This window comes from Oribacterium sp. HCP28S3_H8 (assembly GCF_052064775.1).
In the GTDB taxonomy this organism is placed as follows: Bacteria; Bacillota; Clostridia; order Lachnospirales; family Lachnospiraceae; genus Oribacterium.
In genome coordinates, this window is the sequence record NZ_JBQHUZ010000006.1 from 110,970 (window position 1) to 132,659 (window position 21,690).

The 21,690-nt window shown below is 47.0% G+C and carries 16 protein-coding genes; 2 read left to right on the forward strand and 14 right to left on the reverse strand.

Annotation, left to right across the window (positions count from 1 at the left end; translation table 11 throughout):
- Positions 1–16: 16 nt before the first annotated feature.
- Positions 17–220 carry a 50S ribosomal protein L31 gene (gene rpmE / locus ACTNEN_RS08650; protein WP_441205874.1) on the reverse strand — a complete coding sequence of 68 codons (204 nt, stop codon included), beginning with the start codon at positions 218–220 and terminating at the stop codon, positions 17–19.
- Positions 221–528: 308 nt separating this feature from the next.
- The gene (gene rho / locus ACTNEN_RS08655; protein WP_441205977.1) at positions 529–2,220 is read right to left on the reverse strand and encodes a transcription termination factor Rho; all 1,692 of its coding nucleotides are present in this window, start codon (positions 2,218–2,220) and stop codon (positions 529–531) included.
- 943 nt (positions 2,221–3,163) lie between these two features.
- On the opposite strand from rho, the gene ACTNEN_RS08660 reads away from it, so the two are divergent.
- Positions 3,164–3,817, forward strand: coding sequence for a hypothetical protein (locus ACTNEN_RS08660; RefSeq protein ID WP_441205876.1), 654 nt, complete (start codon positions 3,164–3,166; stop codon positions 3,815–3,817).
- Between the two features lie 94 nt (positions 3,818–3,911).
- Here ACTNEN_RS08660 and malQ read toward each other — a convergent pair whose 3' ends face one another.
- From malQ to ACTNEN_RS08685, 5 genes are all read right to left on the reverse strand, one after another.
- A complete protein-coding gene (gene malQ, locus ACTNEN_RS08665; RefSeq protein ID WP_441205878.1) occupies positions 3,912–5,504 on the reverse strand; it encodes a 4-alpha-glucanotransferase in 1,593 nt (530 codons plus the stop codon).
- 9 nt (positions 5,505–5,513) lie between these two features.
- Positions 5,514–8,057 carry a 1,4-alpha-glucan branching protein GlgB gene (gene glgB / locus ACTNEN_RS08670; RefSeq protein WP_441205879.1) on the reverse strand — a complete coding sequence of 848 codons (2,544 nt, stop codon included), beginning with the start codon at positions 8,055–8,057 and terminating at the stop codon, positions 5,514–5,516.
- Entirely contained in the window at positions 8,054–9,952 is a 1,899-nt protein-coding gene (locus tag ACTNEN_RS08675) for an alpha-amylase family glycosyl hydrolase (protein ID WP_441205881.1), read from the reverse strand. The genes glgB and ACTNEN_RS08675 overlap by 4 nt, the downstream gene beginning before the upstream one ends.
- A 240-nt stretch (positions 9,953–10,192) precedes the next feature.
- Entirely contained in the window at positions 10,193–10,951 is a 759-nt protein-coding gene (locus tag ACTNEN_RS08680) for an exodeoxyribonuclease III (RefSeq protein WP_441205882.1), read from the reverse strand.
- A gap of 157 nt (positions 10,952–11,108) precedes the next feature.
- Positions 11,109–12,329 (reverse strand): class I SAM-dependent rRNA methyltransferase, encoded by a 1,221-nt coding sequence (locus ACTNEN_RS08685; protein ID WP_441205884.1) that lies wholly within the window; start codon positions 12,327–12,329, stop codon positions 11,109–11,111.
- A gap of 376 nt (positions 12,330–12,705) precedes the next feature.
- Between ACTNEN_RS08685 and ACTNEN_RS08690 the strand changes: the two genes are divergently transcribed.
- Positions 12,706–13,524: a PHP domain-containing protein gene (locus ACTNEN_RS08690; protein ID WP_441205886.1), complete on the forward strand. Its 819-nt coding sequence runs from the start codon at positions 12,706–12,708 to the stop codon at positions 13,522–13,524.
- Positions 13,525–13,676: 152 nt separating this feature from the next.
- Here the strand turns inward: ACTNEN_RS08690 and rpiB are convergent, their stop codons facing one another.
- From rpiB to ACTNEN_RS08725, 7 genes are all read right to left on the reverse strand, one after another.
- Positions 13,677–14,144 carry a ribose 5-phosphate isomerase B gene (gene rpiB / locus ACTNEN_RS08695; RefSeq protein ID WP_441205887.1) on the reverse strand — a complete coding sequence of 156 codons (468 nt, stop codon included), beginning with the start codon at positions 14,142–14,144 and terminating at the stop codon, positions 13,677–13,679.
- Positions 14,145–14,255: 111 nt separating this feature from the next.
- On the reverse strand, positions 14,256–15,434 hold the full coding sequence (locus tag ACTNEN_RS08700; RefSeq protein WP_441205889.1) for an amidohydrolase family protein: 1,179 nt from the start codon (positions 15,432–15,434) through the stop codon (positions 14,256–14,258).
- A 6-nt stretch (positions 15,435–15,440) separates the two neighbouring features.
- Positions 15,441–16,937 carry a tripartite tricarboxylate transporter permease gene (locus ACTNEN_RS08705; protein ID WP_441205890.1) on the reverse strand — a complete coding sequence of 499 codons (1,497 nt, stop codon included), beginning with the start codon at positions 16,935–16,937 and terminating at the stop codon, positions 15,441–15,443.
- A 12-nt stretch (positions 16,938–16,949) separates the two neighbouring features.
- Positions 16,950–17,411: a tripartite tricarboxylate transporter TctB family protein gene (locus tag ACTNEN_RS08710; protein WP_441205891.1), complete on the reverse strand. Its 462-nt coding sequence runs from the start codon at positions 17,409–17,411 to the stop codon at positions 16,950–16,952.
- Between the two features lie 91 nt (positions 17,412–17,502).
- On the reverse strand, positions 17,503–18,594 hold the full coding sequence (locus tag ACTNEN_RS08715; protein WP_441205892.1) for a tripartite tricarboxylate transporter substrate binding protein: 1,092 nt from the start codon (positions 18,592–18,594) through the stop codon (positions 17,503–17,505).
- A 362-nt stretch (positions 18,595–18,956) separates the two neighbouring features.
- Complete coding sequence (locus ACTNEN_RS08720; protein WP_441205893.1) at positions 18,957–20,054, reverse strand: tripartite tricarboxylate transporter substrate-binding protein; 1,098 nt, start codon at positions 20,052–20,054, stop codon at positions 18,957–18,959.
- Between the two features lie 53 nt (positions 20,055–20,107).
- Positions 20,108–21,679, reverse strand: coding sequence for a tripartite tricarboxylate transporter permease (locus ACTNEN_RS08725; RefSeq protein ID WP_441205894.1), 1,572 nt, complete (start codon positions 21,677–21,679; stop codon positions 20,108–20,110).
- Positions 21,680–21,690 lie beyond the last annotated feature (11 nt).

Genomic DNA, 21,690 nt, shown 5'->3' on the forward strand with positions numbered 1-21,690 from the left:
TTGTAACCTGCAATAATTACTTATTAAGACCGAACTTCTTATTGAACTTATCAATACGACCCTTAGCAGAAGCGGACTTCTCCTTGCCGGTATAGAACGGATGGCAAGCGGAGCAAACCTCGACGTGGATCTCCGGCTTTGTGGATCCGGTTACAAAAGTGTTACCGCAGTTGCAGGTAACGGTCGCCTGGTAATACTTAGGATGAATACCCTCTCTCATGATTTACCTCTTTCTGCATGGTTTCCAACCATGCGCTCTCGTTGACCGGAGTACCGGTCACTTAGTTTAAGTTTCTCTGCTGATTCTGTACAACAACCAGCATAAGCCTAATCAAGATAACATAAAGCATCTGAAAAGGCAAGCCCCTCCCGGTTAATTTATATGCCTCGTGATCTCTCTCGACTAACTTATCCCGGCAAACTTTATACACAGGCGGTACTGCCCATGGTCCAAACATGTCTGTAAAGCGGAAAGCCCGGTCATTGCTACCCGGGCGATACCGCCATGCGGCTCGCCCTAAGTTTTTGTCAGATCCTGCGGTTCACCTTTACGACAAGCTTCCCCTGCGGAGCCGCGGGTCTTGTAAATGGCTTACCATTTACAAGGAACTCACAGACTTCCTTATTATTCTGAGAGCGCTCAAACAGATTAATGACATCCTCCGCAGAGCCCTTCTTTTCATCTGAGGTTTCCTTGTGAATGATGTCCAGCGCCTTCTGCTCAAGCTCCGTCAAAAGCAGATCATCCCGGCGTGTTCCGGACTTAAGGATATCAATCGCAGGGAAGATCCTCCGCTCCTGAAGCTCACGGTTCAGCACAAGCTCCATGTTGCCGGTACCCTTAAACTCCTCATAAATTACATCATCCATACGGGAGCCGGTATCCACCAGTGCGGTTGCAAGGATGGTAAGCGAGCCACCCTCCCGCATATTTCTAGCTGCACCAAAGAAACGCTTTGGCATATGCAGCGCTGCAGGATCCAGACCTCCGGACAAGGTTCTGCCGGATGCCGGAACCACAAGGTTATAAGCTCTCGCAAGTCTTGTAATGGAATCCAAAAGGATGGTAACATCCTCTCCCTGCTCCACCAGCCTCTTGGCTCTCTCGATCGTCATCTCCGCAACTCTCTTGTGATGCTCCGGAAGCTCATCAAAGGTGGAGTAAATGACCTGCACCATACCGCCTTCAACCTCCTCCTTCATGTCCGTAACTTCCTCCGGACGCTCATCAATGAGGAGAATGAGCAGATGCATCTTGGGCTCATTCCGTACAATTGCCTTGGCAACCTGCTTTAAAAGTGTGGTTTTACCAGCCTTAGGCGGCGAAACGATCATACCTCTCTGTCCTTTGCCGATCGGAGCCAGGAGATCCAGGATGCGGAGTGAGGTCGGTGCCTTAACACCCTCGGTTTCCAACCGGATCCTCTGATTCGGAAAAATCGGTGTCAAACGGTCAAAATCCGGACGCCGCGCCGCATCTCTCGGAGAAATTCCGTTAACGGTTTCCACATACATAAGCGCGCCATAGCGCTCATTGGGATTTCTGGTTTTGGAATACCCGCGCAGCATATCTCCGGTCTTAAGGTTATATCGGCGGATCATCTGCGGATTGACATAGACATCATGATCTCCCGGCAGGAAATTCTCGGAACGGATAAAGCCAAATCCATCCTGCATCACCTCCAGGATACCGCCGCACGCTTTGGCATTGGGATCCCGCATGATGGAAGGCTCATTCTCGCCCTTATTCTCCTCCGGCGCGGTATTTCCGCGTGCATCCTCTTTTTGCTCTCCCGCCGTGTCCTCTGTCCGTGGACCCTCTATAGGCTCTGACGCGTTTTCCACTGCCTGTTCCGGTACATCCCTACGTATCGCTTCCGGAATCTGGCTGTCTGCCCGGTTCGCCGGTAAAGCTGCAATTCCGGTTGCTGCAGAAGCTGTGGTCGTCTGTGCTGTGGGCGCCGCTTCTGCCGCCGCTACCGGGTGTTTTCTGCGAATGATATGTACCGTGTGTTTTTTCGCGTCCGCTTTATTCGCCGGCTTATCCTCCTGTGTGGATGCTTTGACATCTCCTGACACTGCAGCATCCCCGGACTCTTGTGTCCGATGAATCGTCGACTCCTTCACTGTCTGCTTCCGGGTAGTATGCTTCCGCACCGGTCTTTTTGCGGTTTCCTTCGATGCCGCTGCTGTTCCCGTTCCGTTAGAAGCAGACGCCACGGAAGCAGATCCCGCGTCTACCGAAGCTGCCATCGCTGACTCAATAGTGGAAGCGCTTTCAGCAGGTGTCGCTATTGCAGGCACTGATGCCTCGATAGAAGCGTTGTCAGTGGAAGCTGCGGAAACAGAAGCATTCACATCCAAAGCTGTGGCAGATGTCTCCAATCCTGTATTTCCACCCTTGCTTTCTACAGCAGAGTCCCCATTACCTTTGGCATGGAAATCTTCTGCGCCTTCCTGCCTGGCATCCACCGGATCCAGCTTGCCTGCTGTTTCGGCTGCAGTATCGGTTACAGCGTCTTCTGCACTCTTCACCGCCTTTTTTGTACTGCGGCTCCGTCTGGTAGTAGATTTTGTTACGGATTTGATTTCTTTTGGATCCGGATGCCCATCAACGGGATCATCTTCAGTCGAAGTATGCTTTACCGGATGCTTTTTGACTAAAGATTTGCTGTCTGGACTATTTTGCTCCGGACTATTTTGATCTGCATCCTGAGGATCGGAGTCGTTGCTATTGGAATCCTGCTTGTCTTTAGCTTTTTTGGAAACGGATTTCCGTGTCGTGGTTTTACGAGTCGTCTTACGAACCGGTTTCATATCCTGGGCGCTCTCCGATGCCTCCGCATGCTGCGGCTCTGATTCCGGGAGAGAGATCTGCTCATTGCGTTCGTCGCTCATTTTGCCTCCTGTATGATAAGATAAAATGTGGATCTGATGATGGATCTTGAATATAAAATAAACAAATTAAGATCCTTATAGGATCATTAAAATCATAGTGAAAAGTTTACGGGATTCGATTTTGACTTTAAGAAATTTGACGTGAAGTCAAAAGAAAATCGAAACTGACTTATGATAAAATCAGTATAGCAAGTTCAACCTTGTAAGGCAAGGCTGTTTTTGTTATACTGATTAAATTCATAATGATGTGAAAAAGAGGAGAAACATGTCCAGAAAGTCTTCCTATCAGAATCTTAAATACGATACCTACGGAAGAAGCTTGCAGAAAAAGAGCGGCAGCGGCATCCTGCGTTTCCTGTTCGGTTTCCTGGTTCCGTACATTGTAATCAACGGCATCATCTTTTTACTTGTGACCGCTTCACCTTCCGTAGAGGTCTCGGATCCCAATACGACCGATTACAAAACCGCCACCGTTTCTGTAAAGCCCGGCGGACTGCTGCCATTAAAAAATCTGACGGCAACTCTCGAGGGCGAGCCCATCGAGCTCACCAAGGATGGATCTGATTATACAGCAATACTGGATGATAATGGTACCTTGACCGTAACCGCAACCTCTGTAAACGGCATGATTAAAACCTGCCGCACACAGGTCAATCTGCTGGATGAAACCCCGCCGGTCATTGATGAGGATTCCGTAAACCTTGGCGCTGGCTACATTGAGTTTACCGTCAGTGACAACCAGTCCGGCGTGGACTTTGATTCCATTTATGCGATCGACGGCGATGGCGACAACATTCGCCCGACCGATGTCAACAAATCCACCGGGACGGTCATGTTTTCCATGAAAACCGATACACTGCAGGTTTATGTCAAGGACCTCGCCGGTAATGAGGTACCTGCAACCTTCTCGGTAAATTAAGCGTCCAAAGGAAAAAAGAGTTTAAAGAAACAAATAAACATCTTGAGAAGTCAAGAGCTCCGGGCAGATTTCACTGCCCGGAGCTCTGTTTTTGTTATTCTTTTTCTGCCTCCGGAGATGCCTGTGCTTCCGCTTCCACCTCTGCCTCAGTTTCTGCTTCTTTTTCCTTTGCTGGCTCCGGCTTTGGATTAGCCTTTTGGTATCTCCCGTAGACACCGACAATCTCAGCCATCACCTGCTTCTCATGCTCCGTAAAAGCGTCCTCCTGCATCCTCCACTGCCAGTTCGCACCGCTGGTACCAGGCTGATTGATCCTCGCTTCACCCTCCAGTCCGAGATAATCTGCCGCAGGTATAATTACCGTGTCCGCAATGGTGCCCATGGCACGCTTGATCAGAAGCTCCGGCATTGCGTACCAGTCATTTCCGGATCTCGAGGTATACTGATAAATATAGTTTCTCTCCCAGTCCGGAATGGTCTCAAACCAGTGCCTGAGCGTATCATTATCGTGTGTTCCGGTATAGCAGATACAATTGGTCGTTGTGAAATTATGCGGAAGATATGTATTCCCTGCACCGGCATCCCACGCAAACTGCAGCACCTTCATGCCGGGGAACCCGGTCTCCTCCATAAGTTCACGTACTTCATCGGTAATGACACCCAGATCCTCCGCGACAATCGGCAGCTTCTTCGTCCCAAAGTGCTCATACAACGCACGGAACAGCGCCATGCCCGGGCCCTTGACCCACTTGCCGTTCTCAGCCGTCTCATCACCATACGGTATAGAATAATAAGCTTCAAATCCCCGGAAATGATCCACCCTGAGCGCGTCGTACAGGTCGAAGCAGTAGCCGATCCGGTCAATCCACCATTGGAAGCCTGTTACAGCATGCTGCTGCCAATCATACAGCGGATTTCCCCACAGCTGCCCTGTCGCGCTGAATGCATCTGGCGGCACGCCTGCAACGCCGGTCGGATCTCCATCCTTATCATACTGAAACAGCTCCCGGTGTGCCCACACATCCGAGGAATCCGCCGCACAGTAAATCGGGATATCTCCCAGGATCTCTATACCCCGGACTCTAGCGTAGTCATGAACCTCCTGCCACTGCTTCCGGAACTCCATCTGCACAAACGCATGAAATCCGATCTCGTCCTCATGCTCTCCGGTGAATGCTTCCACCGCTGCCTTATCATGGTCTCTTAATTTCTCCGGCCAGCGATTCCAGTGCTCTCCCTGTTCTGCCTGCTTGATAGCCATAAATCTGCAGTATTCCAGGGTCTCCTCCGGTGTTTCCTTAAGAAGCTCGGAAACAGAGCTGCCTTCCAGCTTTTTAAAGTTCCGGTAAGCCTCTCTCAGCGCGAGATTCCGTGAAACATACTGCTTTCCATAATCGACTCTCCCGGGATCCTCTCCAAAATCGAGATCTGCAAGAAACTCCTCGGTAAGGAGTCCTTCCTCGGTAAGCTTTTCCAGGTTTACAAAATATGGATTCCCTGCAAAAGCGGAGAATGCCTGATAGGGTGAGTCTCCGAAGCCTGTCGGTCCCATCGGTAGAACCTGCCAGATTTTATTACCCGTATCTGCAAGGAGGTCGATGAAATCCATCGCCTCCTTACCTAAAGAACCAATGCCATACTTCCCCGGAAGTGAAAATACCGGAAGAAGCAATCCTGCCTTTTTCATATCTGAATTTTATCCCTTCCGCCGTTTTGTTACTGCTGCTGCCTTTTTGGTCGTTTTTGCCTTAGCCGTTTTGCCTATGGTCTGTGAGGACGCGCTGCGGGTTTTAGCTGCAGAAGCCTTCTCCTTAGCGGATGCCTTTGACGTGGATTTCCCGGCAATAGATCGCTTCGCCGTAGATTTCCTAGCCGCCGGCTTTTTTACTTTTGCAGCTGTATCTTCTCCTGTTGGACCTTCCACTACAGTATCCTCTGCTTTTACAGCCTCGGATTTCTGCGCAGCCTTTTTCTTCCGCTCAGGCTCCGGCGTTGCCGGGGTCAGCTGGTAGATGGTGGTAGACATCGACGGAATGTCAATCTCCACCGAATACTCCCGGTCATCCCACTCCATCTTCTCTGCTTTATGTGCCACCTTATGCACCATGCCAAATCCACCGTACTTCTTGTCGTCGGACGAAATCAATGCCTTGGCAGTGCAGCAGAACGGTACGCCGACCCGGAATTTCGGATGCGCAATATTGTCAAAGTTGGATACCACCAGGATGGTTTCCTCCGGTTTATCCGTCTTACGGACAAACATGACAAGGCTCAGATCCCGGTAGCTGCAGTTGATCCACTCAAATCCATCAGGGTAATAATCAAGCTTCCAGAGTGCCGGATGACTCCGGTAGACTTCATTCAAATCCTTGACAAAGCTCTGCGTATCCTTATGTACCGGATACTCCAGGAGATTCCACTCGATTTCCTGCGACTCGGACCACTCGTCATACTGCGCAAAATCCTGTGCCATAAACAGAAGCTTCTTGCCAGGGTGCGTCCAGAAATATCCATAGGCTGCCCGGAGATTCCGCGCCTTCTCCTCAAACGTCTTGCCCGGCATCTTGCCAAGCATGGAACGTTTGCCATGTACCACCTCATCATGGGAGAACACCAGCTGGAAATCCTCGGAGTAATTATAGATCATCGAGAAGGTCAGCTGATTGTAATTGTTTTTACGGAAAAACGGATCGCACTGCATGTAGGAGAGGAAATCATTCATCCAGCCCATGTTCCACTTTAGGTCAAAGCCCAGACCTCCGTCCTCTACGGATCCTGTGATATTGGGCCATGCCGTAGACTCCTCTGCGATCAGCAGCGTGCCCGGGAACTTTTTATGGAACTGGCTGTTTAGATGCTTAAGGAACTCCACCGCATCCAGATTTTCGTTGCCGCCATACATATTGCGCGGTGCATTGCCGCCCTGTCTGCCGTAATCCAGATACAGCATCGACGCAACTGCATCCATACGGATCCCATCGGCATGGTACTTATCCGCCCAGAACATGGCATTGGCAATCAGGAAGTTGGAAGCCTCGTATCTTGCATAATTAAAGATCAGCGTGCCCCAGTGCGGGTGCGAAGCTCTCTCCGGATCCGCACTCTCGTACAGCGCGGTTCCGTCATACTGCGCAAGTCCCCAGCTATCCCGTGGAAAATGCGCCGGTACCCAGTCCAAAATCACTCCGATGCCCTGCTCATGCATGTAGTTCATGAAATACATAAAATCCTCGGCAGTACCATAACGAGCGGTTGGTGCATAGTAGCCGCTGACCTGATATCCCCAGGATTCATCCAGTGGATGCTCCATCACCGGCATGATCTCGATATGGGTATAACCCATCTTATGGACATACTCGGCAAGCTTTTTGGCGATTTCGCGGTAATTGTAGAACTCCGATCCATTCACCGCCGTACCATCCTCGTTAATCAACGGCTGCTTCCGGATAAAGGATCCAAGGTGCACCTCGTAAACAGACATCGGCTCTTCCTTAGGCTTTGCCGTAAGCTTTTTTTCCTGCCACTCCTGATCCGTCCAGGTAAAGTCCTCGATATCCCTGACAATGGATGCCGTATTGGGGCGCAGCTCAAATCCAAAGGCATAGGGATCAATCTTTAAAAACGGGTCCTTGTGCAGCTGCTTGATCTCATATTTATAAAGCGTGCCGGGCTTAAGTCGCGGGATAAACAGCTCAAATACACCGCTGTCTCCCAGCTTCTGCATCATATTTCTCCTGCCATCCCAGAGATTGAAATCTCCGACAACGGAAACTCTCTGCGCATTGGGCGCCCAGACAGAGAACTCCACGCCCTCGACCCCGTCAATCACTACCGGATGCGCACCCATCTTATTGTAGACCTCATAATGAATGCCGGCGTTAAAGCGTTTCAGATCCTCATCGGTATAGATAGATGCAAAGCTATAGGGATCCTCGGTTTCCTCTGTGGTGTCATTATCAAAGGTAATCAGGAAGGAGTATTTCGGTATCTCTCCATGCCACTCCTCCTTTTCCGGGATCAGCACGGCAAAAAATCCCTGCTCATCCGCAAGCTCCATCTGATAGACCCGGTCTCCCTGGATCTTGACCTCGATATCCTTAGCTGTCGGCAGAAATGCCTGGATAAGGAGCCCCTCCTCCAAAAGATGTGGTCCGAGGATTCTTTTTGGCTGTGTGGACTCTGAATATGTGATTTCCTCAACATCGGCCCAGTTCATAGTATTATAAAGCTCCTCTGTCATGACTCCGTCCCTCCTGATTTAACATGTCTGCTTCGTTTTTTCTTAGGTTTGTAATCCTTATCCTGAACCGCCCGCAACACCTGGATGGATCTCGGCTGTACCCGGGCTTCCCTCTCCGGGATCTCTGCTTCCTCACCCTCGGCATAGATGCCGTTGACTGCCTCCGCTGCTGTATCAATGGCAATCGCCCATTTCATGCCCTCCGGCGGATGCGGAAGCCCAAATGTGTGGACCTCCCAGTGGAAATTGTAAAGCACCATAAAGGTATCATCCTGTCCGTAGGCGCCTGAATACATGACACCAAGCTCTCTACGGTAATTTTCCATCGCCGGCTGCCATGCATTCTCTCCATGGAAGCTGATATCCGGAATGCCAGTATTTCTATAATCTATATTTCGGAGCTCCGCTGCCTGATGGAACACCCCGTGCCGCATACGGAAATGAATCATGTATTTGGCAAACTCATATAAATCCCTGTTTTTTTCCTTAAGCTTCCAGTCAATCCAGGTCATCTTGTTGTCCTGGCAGTAGGAATTATTGTTGCCGTCCTTGGTCCTGCCAAACTCATCCCCGGCTTGAATCAACGGCGTTCCCTGCGAGAGCAGCAGCAGCACAAAGGCATTGCGGAGCATCTTCTTCCTTAAGAGATTCACGCTCTTTTTTCTGCTCCGGCCCTCCTCTCCACAGTTCCACGAGTAGTTGTTGTCGGTGCCGTCCATGTTGCGCTCGTGATTCTCCTCGTTATGCTTCCGGTCATAGCTCACCATGTCGGCAAGCGTAAATCCCGAAACATTGGCAATATAATGGATCACCGCCCGGTCTCCCGGATTTTCCCGGATCCGGTACATAAGCGCCGAAAGCATATTTTCATCGCCCTTTAAGGCTCTCCGCATATCGTTCTGAAATCCATCATTATAGTCCGCAAGATACTTCCGTGACACACCTCCTGCTGCCGGATTACCATGTCCGTCCATCTCCGACCTGAGATCGCCCCAGCTGTCCGCCCAGATCTTGAAGTTAGCAAGATATGCGTCTCGCGCAATGACCTGAAACGGCGCTGTACCGATGATGTGAATGCCGTCGACATGGTACGTAATCCGCCACTGCCGCATAACATCGCTGAGATAATTGGGTGACTCCGCATCGGTAAAATACAGATCCACAATCACTTCAATCCCGGCGGCATGCAGCGCAAGCACCATCTTCCGGAATTCATTTTTGGGATTTTTATGGTCTGATGTAAACGAAGCCTTGGGTGCCATCTCCAGCGCATCTCTGGTAAAGCCCCAGTAGTTGATTTTACCGGTCGGCTTTAATTCCTCTCTCCTGGGATTTCCGGAAGCCATAACCGGAAGCATCACCTCGTTAAACTCATACGGCGGCATCAGCTCCACTGCCGTAATCCCAAGCTCCTTAAGATACGGGATCTTGTCGATAATGCCCTGAAAGGTACCCCGGACCTCCGCATCCAGCCCGGAGGTAGGACTCTCCGTAAAGCCCCGGACATGCAGCCGGTAAATCACGCTCTCATGATACGGCGTCCCCAGCGGACGGTCCTTTTTCCACGCCTCCGACTCCTCCGGAACCGCCACTGCCTCCCCGATCGGTGTCTTTAAAATCCGGGTTCCATCCTTTAATACACCAAATTTTTTGCGGCCGGTAAATACCGTTCCATTGGGGTCGGAAAAGACTCTGCCATCCGCCTCATACGCATAGCTGTACTTTCCGATATCCTCCGAAATTTCCAGCCGCCAGACATTGCCGATTCTTAGCTCCGGGTCAAACGGGATCTGCTTCACTCTCCTCTTATCCTCATACAGATTGAGAAATAACCTCTCCGTCTTAACCGCAGCGGTAAAAATATACATTCCATCCTGTTTCTTTAGTCCCAACATTCTGCCTTCCTTATAACTGTCATGGATGATCTGTTGTCTCAATGCTTATAGATGATTAAAGTATATCATGAAAGCCGATTCCCGGAGTTTAAAATCGCAAAAATTTTCCTCTTTTATATTCTCTTTTATGGATCCTTTTTGTAGTGCCTTCAGGGCTTATTTCATCTGCCTGCCATCACCGATACGATGCCGATAAGCTGCCGCTCAGGTAGAATTTATAAGGCAAATCTATAAGCTATCTCAGAAATCCAGATCCAGCTCAATCGGGCAATGATCCGAGCCCATGACTTCCTGATGAATCGACGCCGCCCGGATACGATCCTTGATCTTTTCAGAGACTACAAAATAGTCGATTCTCCACCCTACGTTCCGGTCACGGGCCTTAGTACGATACGACCACCAGCTGTACTCATCCGCGGCATCCGGATGCAGATAACGGAAAGAATCCACATAGCCGCTGTCGAGAAGCCTCGAGAACTTGGCGCGTTCCCCATCGGTAAAGCCTGCATTCATATGATTGGTTGCGGGATTTTTTAGATCGATTTCCTCATGCGCAACATTAAGATCACCACAGTACACCACCGGCTTTTTTGCTTCCAGCTTGAGGATATACTCTCTCCAGGCATCCTCCCACTCCATCCGGTACGGAAGCCGCTTAAGCTCCCCCTGCGAGTTTGGCACATAGACCGTCAGCAAATAATACTCCGGGAACTCTGCCGTAATGACCCGTCCCTCATGGTCGTGCGCATCCACTCCGATGCCATAGCTTACGCTGAGCGGCTCCTCCTTAGTAAAAAGCGCCGTCCCGGAATATCCTTTTTTATCCGCATAGTTCCAGTACTGATGGTATCCCGGGAGATCCAGCTCCACCTGTCCCTCCTGGAGCTTCGTTTCCTGGAGACAGAACACATCTGCGTCCAGTTTCCGGAAATCCTCCATGAAGTTTTTTCCGAGCACCGCCCGGAGACCGTTGACATTCCATGAAATCAGTTTTTTCATAAATTTAATCCTTTATATAATTTCAGGCATTTATAGTTTAAACTGCCAGTTCTGAATCTTAGTCTTTTAATGATCGGCTGAGCTGACAAACCGAAGCTTTATGATCCTGTGTACACAAACGCCGATCTCCATACATTACGCTATAAAAGCAGTCGGTTTACTTATCAATGCACACTTGAAAGATGTAAAATTTAAGATAATAGGAGTTTTCATCTCCACTCCAGAGGATCGGATGATCCGCACACTGGGTCCGGTACTCCACCTGCCGGAGTCTCCGATGCACCGACCTCGCCGCCTCCCCAATGGTTTTTGTAAAAAGCTCCGGCGTCATAAAATGCGAGCAGGAGCAGGTCGCAAGAAATCCTCCATCCTTTACAAGCTTAAGTCCCTGCATGTTGATCTCCCGGTAGCCCTTGATGGCCTGCTTCGTTGCCGTCCGGGATTTGGTGAATGCGGGCGGATCGAGGATGACCACGTCGTACTGCTCGCCGGAAGCATTGAGCTTAGGTAACTCGTCCAGCACATCCGCCACTCGGAAATGCACCCGGTCTGATAGGCCGTTTCGATCAGTATTGGCTCTCGCCTGCTCCACTGCAAGTTCGGAGATATCAAGACCTGTAACCTCGCTTGCCCCCGCGATGCCTGCATTCAGCGCAAATGTCCCCATATGGGTAAAGCAGTCCAGCACTCTCTTCCCCTTGCAGAGCTTCTGAATCGCAAGGCGGTTGTATTTCTGATCGAGGAAAAAGCCGGTTTTCTGACCATTGACGACATCAACCAGATACTTGATGCCGTTCTCGGTGATCAGGACGTTGGTATCAAACTCCGGCCCGATAAAGCCCTTGTACGGCTGCAGCCCTTCCTTTGTGCGGACCGGTGCGTCCGACCGCTCATAGATACCCCGGATGCGAATGCCATCTTTAGCCAGGATCTCCTTTAATGCATCAAGAATCATGGGCTTAAGGCGGTCAATCCCAAGCGCCAAAGACTCAACCACCAGCACATCCTCATATTTATCCACGATCAGTCCCGGCAGCCAGTCCGCCTCGCCAAAGATAACCCGGCAGGAGGAGGTATCCACTACATTTTTACGGTACTCCCAGGCATCCTTCACTCGCTGATACAGAAAGGCGCGGTCAATTGGTTCCTTCCGCCAGCGGCTCAGCATCCGGATCCGGATTTTTGAGTTTTCATTATAAAAACCGTAGCCCATAAAGAATCCATCAAAATCCTCTACCCGGATCACATCGCCATTTACAAACTCTCCGGACACAGACTCGATTTCATTATCAAAGATCCAGGCACCGCCGGATTTTAAAAGGCGTCCCTCTCCTTTTTTTAGTATTGCTTTTCCATTGGAAACAAGAGATTCTGACATGTCCTCCGCCTTTCTTTTGTCAATTACAGCCTGCTTTTAAAGTATACAGGAAGCTTTCTCTGATATTTTGTATATTGTTATTTATTGTCATTTAGTGTATTAAATATAAATTAATTCATGCCTTATATAGCGTAAAGCCCCACATTTCCCACGACAGAAGTCACGAGTGTACGGCAGCTGATGATCAAAATTATAGCATCCACCTTTTGAAAAAGGAATATCTGTGCTATGATTGCGGTCAGTTGATTTGAATTGTTTTGGAAATTCATCCTGCCGCTCACACTTCCCTTGAACTTCACTTGGATGTAAGGGAATGTTTGCTTACGTCACCCTGAATTTTTCCCTATAATAATTTCATTGTAAAAGGAGGTTCGGTTTGGATTATACAATACGCTGCGACACACATACGCATACACTCTTTTCCCGTCATGCATACTCAACCATTGAGGAAAACGTCCGCGCCGCTAAAGCACAGGGGTTGGAGCTGCTTGCTTCCACCGATCATTACTCATCCATGCTGTATCATGATTTTTCAGACAGCCGTAACTACCAGTATCTTTCTACCGCCCATGAATGGCCTCGTGAATGGATGGGAGTCACCTTACTTGAGGGTTGTGAAGCGGATATCGTCGATCTCACGGGGCATCTTTTTGGCTGGGACATTGAAGTGTCCAAAACCATCACCGGCGATGATTTTAAATACGGACCAGAAACTCTGCTTCATCATGTCACAAAAAAGATGGATTATGTAATTGCAAGTGTCCACGGCAAGCGCTTTGCTGACGGTGCAGACCGGGTACAGTGTACCAAGGCATATCTCGGTGCGCTTGATCACCACAAGGTATTTATCCTCGGTCATATCGGACGCTCCGGTCTCGATGTCGATGTGGATGAAATCCTTTTAAAAGCAAAGTCCATGCATAAGCTTATCGAAATCAATGAGCATACCATGGATACAGATGAGGGAGCGATCCGCCGCTGCCGTGCCATTGCCATACGCTGCGCAGAGCTGGATGTGCCGATCTCCGTTGCTACGGACGCCCACATTTCCTGCAAAATCGGGAAATTTACACGCCTGCCTGCATTCCTGTCAGAAATCCACTTTCCGGAAGAACTGATCATGAGCCGCGACAAAGCTCACTTCCTCACCGCGCTGAAGCAGTCCGGCATTACCGATCTCACTGCACTGATATAAAATAAGTAATGCTCAAATAAATATCCTCAGCAAATCCTGTAAAGCAAGAATATACGTATCCTTACCTACAAAGGTTGTTTACAACCTAAGCGATCTGTGAAATAAAAAAACAAGGCACATTTTTATTTTATCGTGCCTTGTTTTTTCATCTCTTACTGTTCTTCTGCAGCCTTAAGCTTTCCGGTTTCCTCAATCTCAGTGATCATGGCAACACGCCTCTCATGACGGCCCCCCTCAAATTTTGCATTTTTCCAGGCATCCACAATCTGCTTTGCTGTTTCAATACCGATCACACGAGCACCGAAGCAAATGACATTGGCATTATTATGCCGTTTGGACATCTCCGCCGAATATGGCTCGCTGCAGGCACACGCTCTGACGCCCTTTACCTTATTTGCCGCAAGTGAAATACCGATTCCGGTTCCGCAGATGGCAATGCCTCCATCCACCTTTCCCTCGCTGACCAGTTTTCCTACCCTATATCCCGCAACCGGATAATCAAAGCTCTCTGTGGAATCCGTACCAACATTTACAACTTCCACACCCTGCTCCTCCAGATACTTCTGGATTTCCTTTTTCATCTCAACTGCTGCATGATCATTTCCAATGGCAAGCTTCATATACAAGACTCCTTCCTTCAGCAACCATAAAGTCATAGCTATCTTACCCGATACGCTCCGCATATGCTAGTGGACAGAACGAATTTCAGGTACATTTTGTGGCACTGTCATTTATTGCTTATATATTTTGCCATGCTTCATTACAAAAGAAACCTGTCCGAGCAAGCTTACGTCCTCAATTGGATTCCCCGGAACAGCAATGATATCCGCAATATAACCCTTTGCAAGTTGTCCTTTAATCTGATCTGTACCAGTCATTTTAGCAGCATTAACAGTAACTGCCTTCACTGCGTCCATACTAGTTGCTCCACCCTCTACGGCATAGCCAACTTCTCGATATAAATATCCGTGGTATGCATCTGTGCCAAGTGTAAAGCGGATCTTTCCGCTCTGATAAACCTGATTAATACATTTTCTTGAATACTCTCTCGCTCTACGCATTTTGATATTTTGCGCTTCCGGCGTAAATGCCTCTCTTGATTCATCCAAAACTATGCCTGATGTCATGTCTACCCAACCGTCAAAATCTTCCTCGAGCCTTTTTATCTGCATCGGTGTCACACTATATAAATGGTCAATAACATCTACTCCTGCATCTATGCAGTAATCCAGTCCTTTGCCACCGATACAATGGGCTGTTGTTTTAACATTAACAGAAGCCGCTTCTTCTACTACTGTACGAACTTCTTGCATCGTTAAATAGCAAGGAATAAACTCTTCAGGGGAAGCTACTGGAGTGCCCGGAGTAATAAATATTTTTAAATGATCAACACCCATTGAAAGGTTTTCTCTGCATGTACGTCGAAAATCTTCTACACCTGAATGAGGCATCCCTACAAATCCGTGTCCATGTGCTGCTCGCATGCCAATTCCACATACCAGTAGATCTGGCCCAATAACCTTACCCTCTTGCACAAGTTTCTTAAGCTTAACATCTATATAGTGTCTATCCCCCATATATCTTGAAGTTGTAACGCCAGACATCAAATCATCTTTCATGCCTCTTAAGGCGAGAACAGTATGCTCACATTCACTCTGCTCCATCATTCCAAGATGTCCTGGAATCCTTGCATCCAACGCCAGATGATTGTGGCAGTCAAACATTCCGGGAAGAACTACAGCATCTCTAAGATCAACTCGTTGCCAATCTTCAGATAAGTGTTCCATCTCTGATTCTGTGACAAAATCCTCAATGCGATCATCTTTCACTAGTAAACATGTGTGTTCCTTATATTCCAGATTTTCTCCAACCAGTGCAGCTTTAGTAATGATAGCCTTTAATTTATTCATAACGTTTTACTCCTGTGCAGCATTGTGTCTTTTGTGACGATCTCGATATTGTCTTGCCAACGGGAATACAAACGAGAATACTGTCAACGCAAATAAAATCACAAACAAGGGTCTTGTAAACACACTCAGCATGCGTCCTTCATACATCGTTTTTGTGAGAGACATTGCTTTTTCCATCGTACTACCCAGTAAAAGCGCTAATGCAACAGGTGAAGTTGGGAATTGATTTCTCTCCATGAGATACCCAAGCACACCAGCTCCGAACATAACCCATACATCAAACATATTTTTGTTGGTGGCATAGGTTCCGCAAACAGCTAGAACTACTATAATCGTTGCCAGTACAGACTTCGGAATCAATAAGATTGTACTGCCAAATTTGCAATATATCATACCCACAAGATACATCAGCAAATTAATAACAGCAAATCCTACAATCATCGTATAAACCGTATCCGCATGTTGCGAAAAAAGCGTAGGACCTGGGCGCACCCCATGGATGATCATTGCTCCAAGAAACAAAGCTGCAGGTGCAGATCCAGGAATACCCAAGGTGAGAAGTGGGATGAGGGATCCACCTGTGGCACCATTATTTCCTGATTCTGCGGATATAATTCCTTCAGCACATCCATGTCCAAAATCCTCCGGGTGCTTGGATGCCTTTCTCGCTTCATTATACGCAAGGAAGGCTGCAATATCAGGTCCTGCTGCCGGAATAATGCCTACTCCAATTCCTATAATCGCCGAGCGAAACAAGTTTCCTATATTTTTGAAAAAGTCCTCTTTCTTGAGCTTCATGGATCCAACTGTTCCCGTCTCTGCCATTTTTCCATAAGGATCTTCCAGCATCTTAAATACTTCAGGCAGAGAAAATAAGCCGATCAGAACAGGAACAACTGAAAATCCTCCGGTTAATTGAGAAAAACCATATGTAAATCTAGGAAATCCCTGTACTGGATCTTGTCCAAAGGTTGCCAGAATTAAAGCGATTACCGCAACCATGACACCTTTAAACAAATTGTTTTCTGCAAGCATAGCCACTACAGAAAGTCCAAAAATCGCCACCATCATCTGTTCCGGCTGACCCACCATCTTTGCAACCTGAGCAAGCAGCGGTGCAAAAATAAGAAGTGCTAAAGCACTCATAAAGCCACCAAAACAAGAAGCTAATGTAACAAGGTGCAGCGCTCTGCCACCTTCTCCTTTTTTTACCAGCGATTTGCCCTCCATAGCTGTTGGCACAGATGCCGGAGTTCCTGGAATACCTACCAGTACCGCTGGAATAGAACCTCCATATACTCCACCACAGAATAGTGCACTAAGTAATAGAAGTGCTGCTCCAGGTTCCATTCCGTATGTAAACGGTACAAAAATAGCAACAGCCATTGTCGCGGAAAAGCCCGGCAGTGCACCAAATAAGACTCCCACTGCCAATCCGCCAAGACAAATCAAAATATTAATAGGTTGTAAAACGTTTGAAAATCCAATGAGAATATCCTGCATAACCAGCTCCTTTTATAATGCAATATTGATCCATTTTCCAAATGGCAGGATAACTTCCAGGAAATTGGTAAAAACAAAATACAGCAGCACTGTAGTCACCACTGAAATAACTACCATTCCAATTTTGCTCTTAAATCTAAGATAGATAAAAGATAATATCATAAACAAAACGGTAGCCAATACATAGCCGATTCTCGGAAGCAGTAATAAATATGCAATAATTAATACGATATACGGAATTATGGTTTTTGCTTGTGTAACAATCTGTGTTTCCTGCCTACCTTCTTTCTTAAGTCGCAGGATAGCACGAATCAATAATATCGCTGTCATAATCATTGAAATTATGATAAGAGCAAATGGATATCCTCTGGAAACCTTTGGGATCTCCGGAACCTGAAGCAGCAATGTGCCAAAGAAAATAAACAGGATAATGCTAATAATAATATCCGGAGTACTTTTTTTCATATATTTCATTTTCTTTACCTCTTAATGAAAGACACGACTGGCAAATCAAGAGCCAGCCGTGTCTTTTATCCCATATACAAGTGGAGCTTAGATTAAAAGATTACTTTGCAGCATCCTTATTAGCCTCATACAGCTGCTTTACGTTTTCGTGATTTTCCTTGAAGAATTTCTGGAAATCATCATAATTTTTATATGATACTGTAACGCCAGCCTTGGCAGCTTCTGCCTGGAAATCGCTATCCTCACAGGCTTTTCCGACTCCTTCTGCAAACTGCTTTAAAACTGCTTCATCTGTTCCTGCAGGAGCTGCAAAACCTCTCCACATTACAGATTCAAATCCATCATACCCCTGTTCTGCAATTGTCGGCACATCCGGAAGCGACTCAACTCTCTTAGCACTGCTCACCGCAATGGGTACGATCTCTTTTGCATCTATGGCAGTCAGCGCTTCTGATACCAATGGTGTCCCCACCATACAGTCTCCATTCATTAAATCAGTTATAACTGCAGCTCCACCATCGTATGCCATTCTCTTATACTTTGTTCCTGTAGCTTTCTCAAATTCCAACTTCAGAAAATCCCAGTTGGTCCAGGCACCGCCAATGCCCCAAAGCGTAGTTCCATCTTTACCAGCCTCTATTAATCCCTTAAGATCCGTAATACCAGATGCTTTGGAAGCCGCCAACACATGGGGATCTGCTGCAAATTGAGCAATAGGTGCAAAACTATCAATGCCATATGAAACACCATCCAGCATGATGTTTCCATTGGAATCTGTATTAGCAACATACGCCAATGTCAAACCATCTGCATTAGAGCTAAGCATCTGGTTTAATCCAATAGAGCCACCTCCTCCAGTAACATTATTTACAACAATTGTGCATCCTAAATTCTTTTCGATATATTTGCTGACCAAACGCACTGCAACATCGGCTCCTCCGCCAGCGCCCCATGGCACAATCATCTGTACAGTTTTTCCCTTATAAAATCCATCCGCTGAGGTTTCTGTTTGCGCTTCAGCAGAAGTATCGGTGTTTTGTTCAGATGTTTCCGAGCTAGCTTCACTGCTTTCCACTGCTTTTGTAGTGGATGATGCAGATGATGTCGAACCGCCTCCTACTGTTACACCCCCGCATCCGGCAAGGCAAATAGACATTAATAATGCTGTTAGTGACATTAATCTTTTTTTCATATTAATCCTCCTGATAAATTGAAACTTGTTCGGTCGTTATATTTTATATATATTCAAAGCAATTCAGATGCCAAATTATATATTTTCACTACTATATAATATATTTATTATTTTTTAACGAGCAATTAGCTCAATTTTTTCAATTTATCTGCATTAAAATCAGATTATATATCTATTCTTTTTTAAAATCGAGCGTCTAAATCTATGGATTTTTGTACATTCAGTGAAACGCTCACTATTCTGTTTCAAATATGTTTCAAAAAATTGCATTCATCTCCAAAGACAGAAAAAGAGGGTGCCGTAGCATTTTCTTACGGCTCCCTCCCAAAGAAAGAAGAAATTATTCTGCATAGTAGACACAATCACTTGCTTAGCGTTGCCAGGTAATCAGACTCAAATTTGGTGACATAGTCCGTTGCTGTCTTGGTATCCATGAAATCCGCAATCAGCATATTTTTTGAAATATAATTTTCCTTCCAATCTCCAGTCTCTGATACAGCTTTTAATGTGTCTGACCAGTACTGTGCAGCTTCATCGCTCATAGCTTGAGGAGCAGCAACTCCACGCCAAACTGGCACTTCTACGTCTTTATAATCACCAATTTCGCTAAGCTTTGGTGCATCTGCAAGATTTCCGCCAAATCTTTCTGTCGAGAGTGCAAGTACAGGCTTAAGATCTCCAGAAGTAACATACTCTGTGCATGCAGCAGGCTTTGCCATAACATAGTCAACATGTCCACCTAACGCTGCTGTAATGGCATCACCGGTTGAATTATAGGTTGTATATGTCATCTGATCTTCGGTAACTCCAATTTCCTCAAGAAGTTTTTTAAACGTCGCAATGTCATCGCCCTTGGATCCACCAACATGAACAACCGTGCCACTCTTAGCCTTTTCAATAGCTTCCGCAAAATCCTTATACGGAGTAGCTGAATCAGAGAGAAGCAGCTGCTTATCAACTGCCATAACAGCGAGTATACGGAAGTTAGACGCACGATTCTTTGTATTCGTAACCATCGGCATCAAATCTCCACTATTAAAGGTAAGCAGCTGATAATCTGCGTTATTCTTTGTGGTCGCTACTTCATTTCGTCCGATCTCGCCGGCACCATCTGTTTTATTGGTCACTACAATCGTCTGTCCATTTACTAGATTTTCCTTGGTCATGATGTCACCAATCGTTCTGGTAAACAGGTCAGAACCGCCACCTGCAGACGAAGTAACCATCCAGTTGATCGTTTTCTCCGGTTTCCAGGCTGATTCTGAACCTGCCGCTTCTGTTCCGGTGTCAGAAGAAGCTTCCGCGCTTGTTCCTGCAGCGGCGCTTGTCTCTGTTTTTTCTGCCTGGGAACTGCCAGCTGCTGTAGTTGAACCGCTTCCAGCTTTAGATGAACCGCATCCTACCAATACTGCCGCGGTCATCGCTCCAATCAATAGTGCCGATAATACTTTTCTTTTCATGTTTTCCTCCCATTAAGTAAGAAATGATTTAAAATTTAAGTTCATAAAAATTATTATTGCTGACTTGGCTTCACAGATGCTGCATCATCCCCTGCAATTCCTTTTTTGGCGCTCGCTGTCAACCTTTTAGATGGCATTTGTTTGATAAGAGATGCAATAATCAATCCAAAAAATATCACCATCAGTACTAGTGTAATCGGTCTTGTAAAAAAGATGCTTACCGAACCGCTAGAAAGGATAAATGCCTTCCGCATGTTATTTTCAAGCAGCGGCGAAAGTACAAACGCAAGAAGCATAGGTGCTGATGGAAATCCATTTTTATCCAGAAGATATCCGAAGATTCCAGACAAAAACATTACAACTACTCCATACATGGAGTTTGATGTACTATACGCTCCAACCACACATACAACCGTAATAATCGGGATCATGTATTTGGTTGGAACACTCAAGATCTTAAGCAGAAATGGAATAACAGCAACTGCAATTGCAAGCGTCAGCAAATTCGATAAGAATAATGATGCAATTAAGCCCCAGCAAAAATCAGGATCATTTTGGAATAGCAGCGGTCCCGGTTGAAGTCCCCACATCATCAGACCACCAAGCAGCACTGCGCCTGTACCAGATCCCGGGATTCCCAGTGCCAGAAGAGGCGCAAATGCTCCGGCAGCCGCTGCGTTATTGGCAGCTTCCGATGCTGCAATACCTTCAATTGCCCCGGTTCCCATTGGTTCTTCACTCTTAAACTTCTTCTGCATTGCATATCCCATAAAGGATCCTGTAGTAGCTCCGGCTCCCGGAAGGACGCCTACAAACGTACCCATAAGTCCGGATCTTATAGCCGGTGGCAGAAGCCTTTTAAAATCATGTGCCGTCAACAGCGCTCCTCTGATGGAAAGCTTCGTCCTGACTGCATTTTCCGAGCGCTCCTTATCATCCTTTTGACGGTCGTTGGCAAGTTTAATAACCTGCGCAAATCCAACCGTACCTATGACAAATGGCGTAAAAGGGATACCTCCCAAAAGGTGCATACTTCCAAAATCATATCTTGGCGCTCCGGACAGCGTATCCATACCAATGCATGCAGCTAAAATTCCAAATGCTGTAATGACAAGTCCCTTGATCGGATTTTCTCCAACCAACCAGGAAATAGAAGTCATTGCAATAAGCAGCACTGCTGTCATTTCAGATGGTCCAAATTTGATTCCAAGCTTGGCAAGCCCAGGCCCGGTAAAGGTTAGAATTAAAATCCCGATGGTTCCTCCGATAAAAGAAGCCATATTAGCAGTCATCAATGCCTGCCCCGGGCGCTTCCTCTTTGTTGCCATAGGATAACCATCCAAGGTTGTCGTAACTGCAGGAGAATCTCCTGGAATGTTTAAAAGAATCGCACTGAAGGATCCTCCATACATATTGGAATAATATAACGCGCCAAGCATAATAATCGCAGTTGCCGGATTAAATTTATACGTAAGCGGCAAAAGAAGCGCAACACCTGCCAGTGATCCAATACCTGGCATTGCACCAACAATCAACCCGAGTACCGCTCCCAGCAGTGCGGCTCCAATGTTTTGCGGAGTCAGTGCAACGAGAAACCCTTGTCCCAGAAGTCTAAAATTATCCATGTTTTGATTTC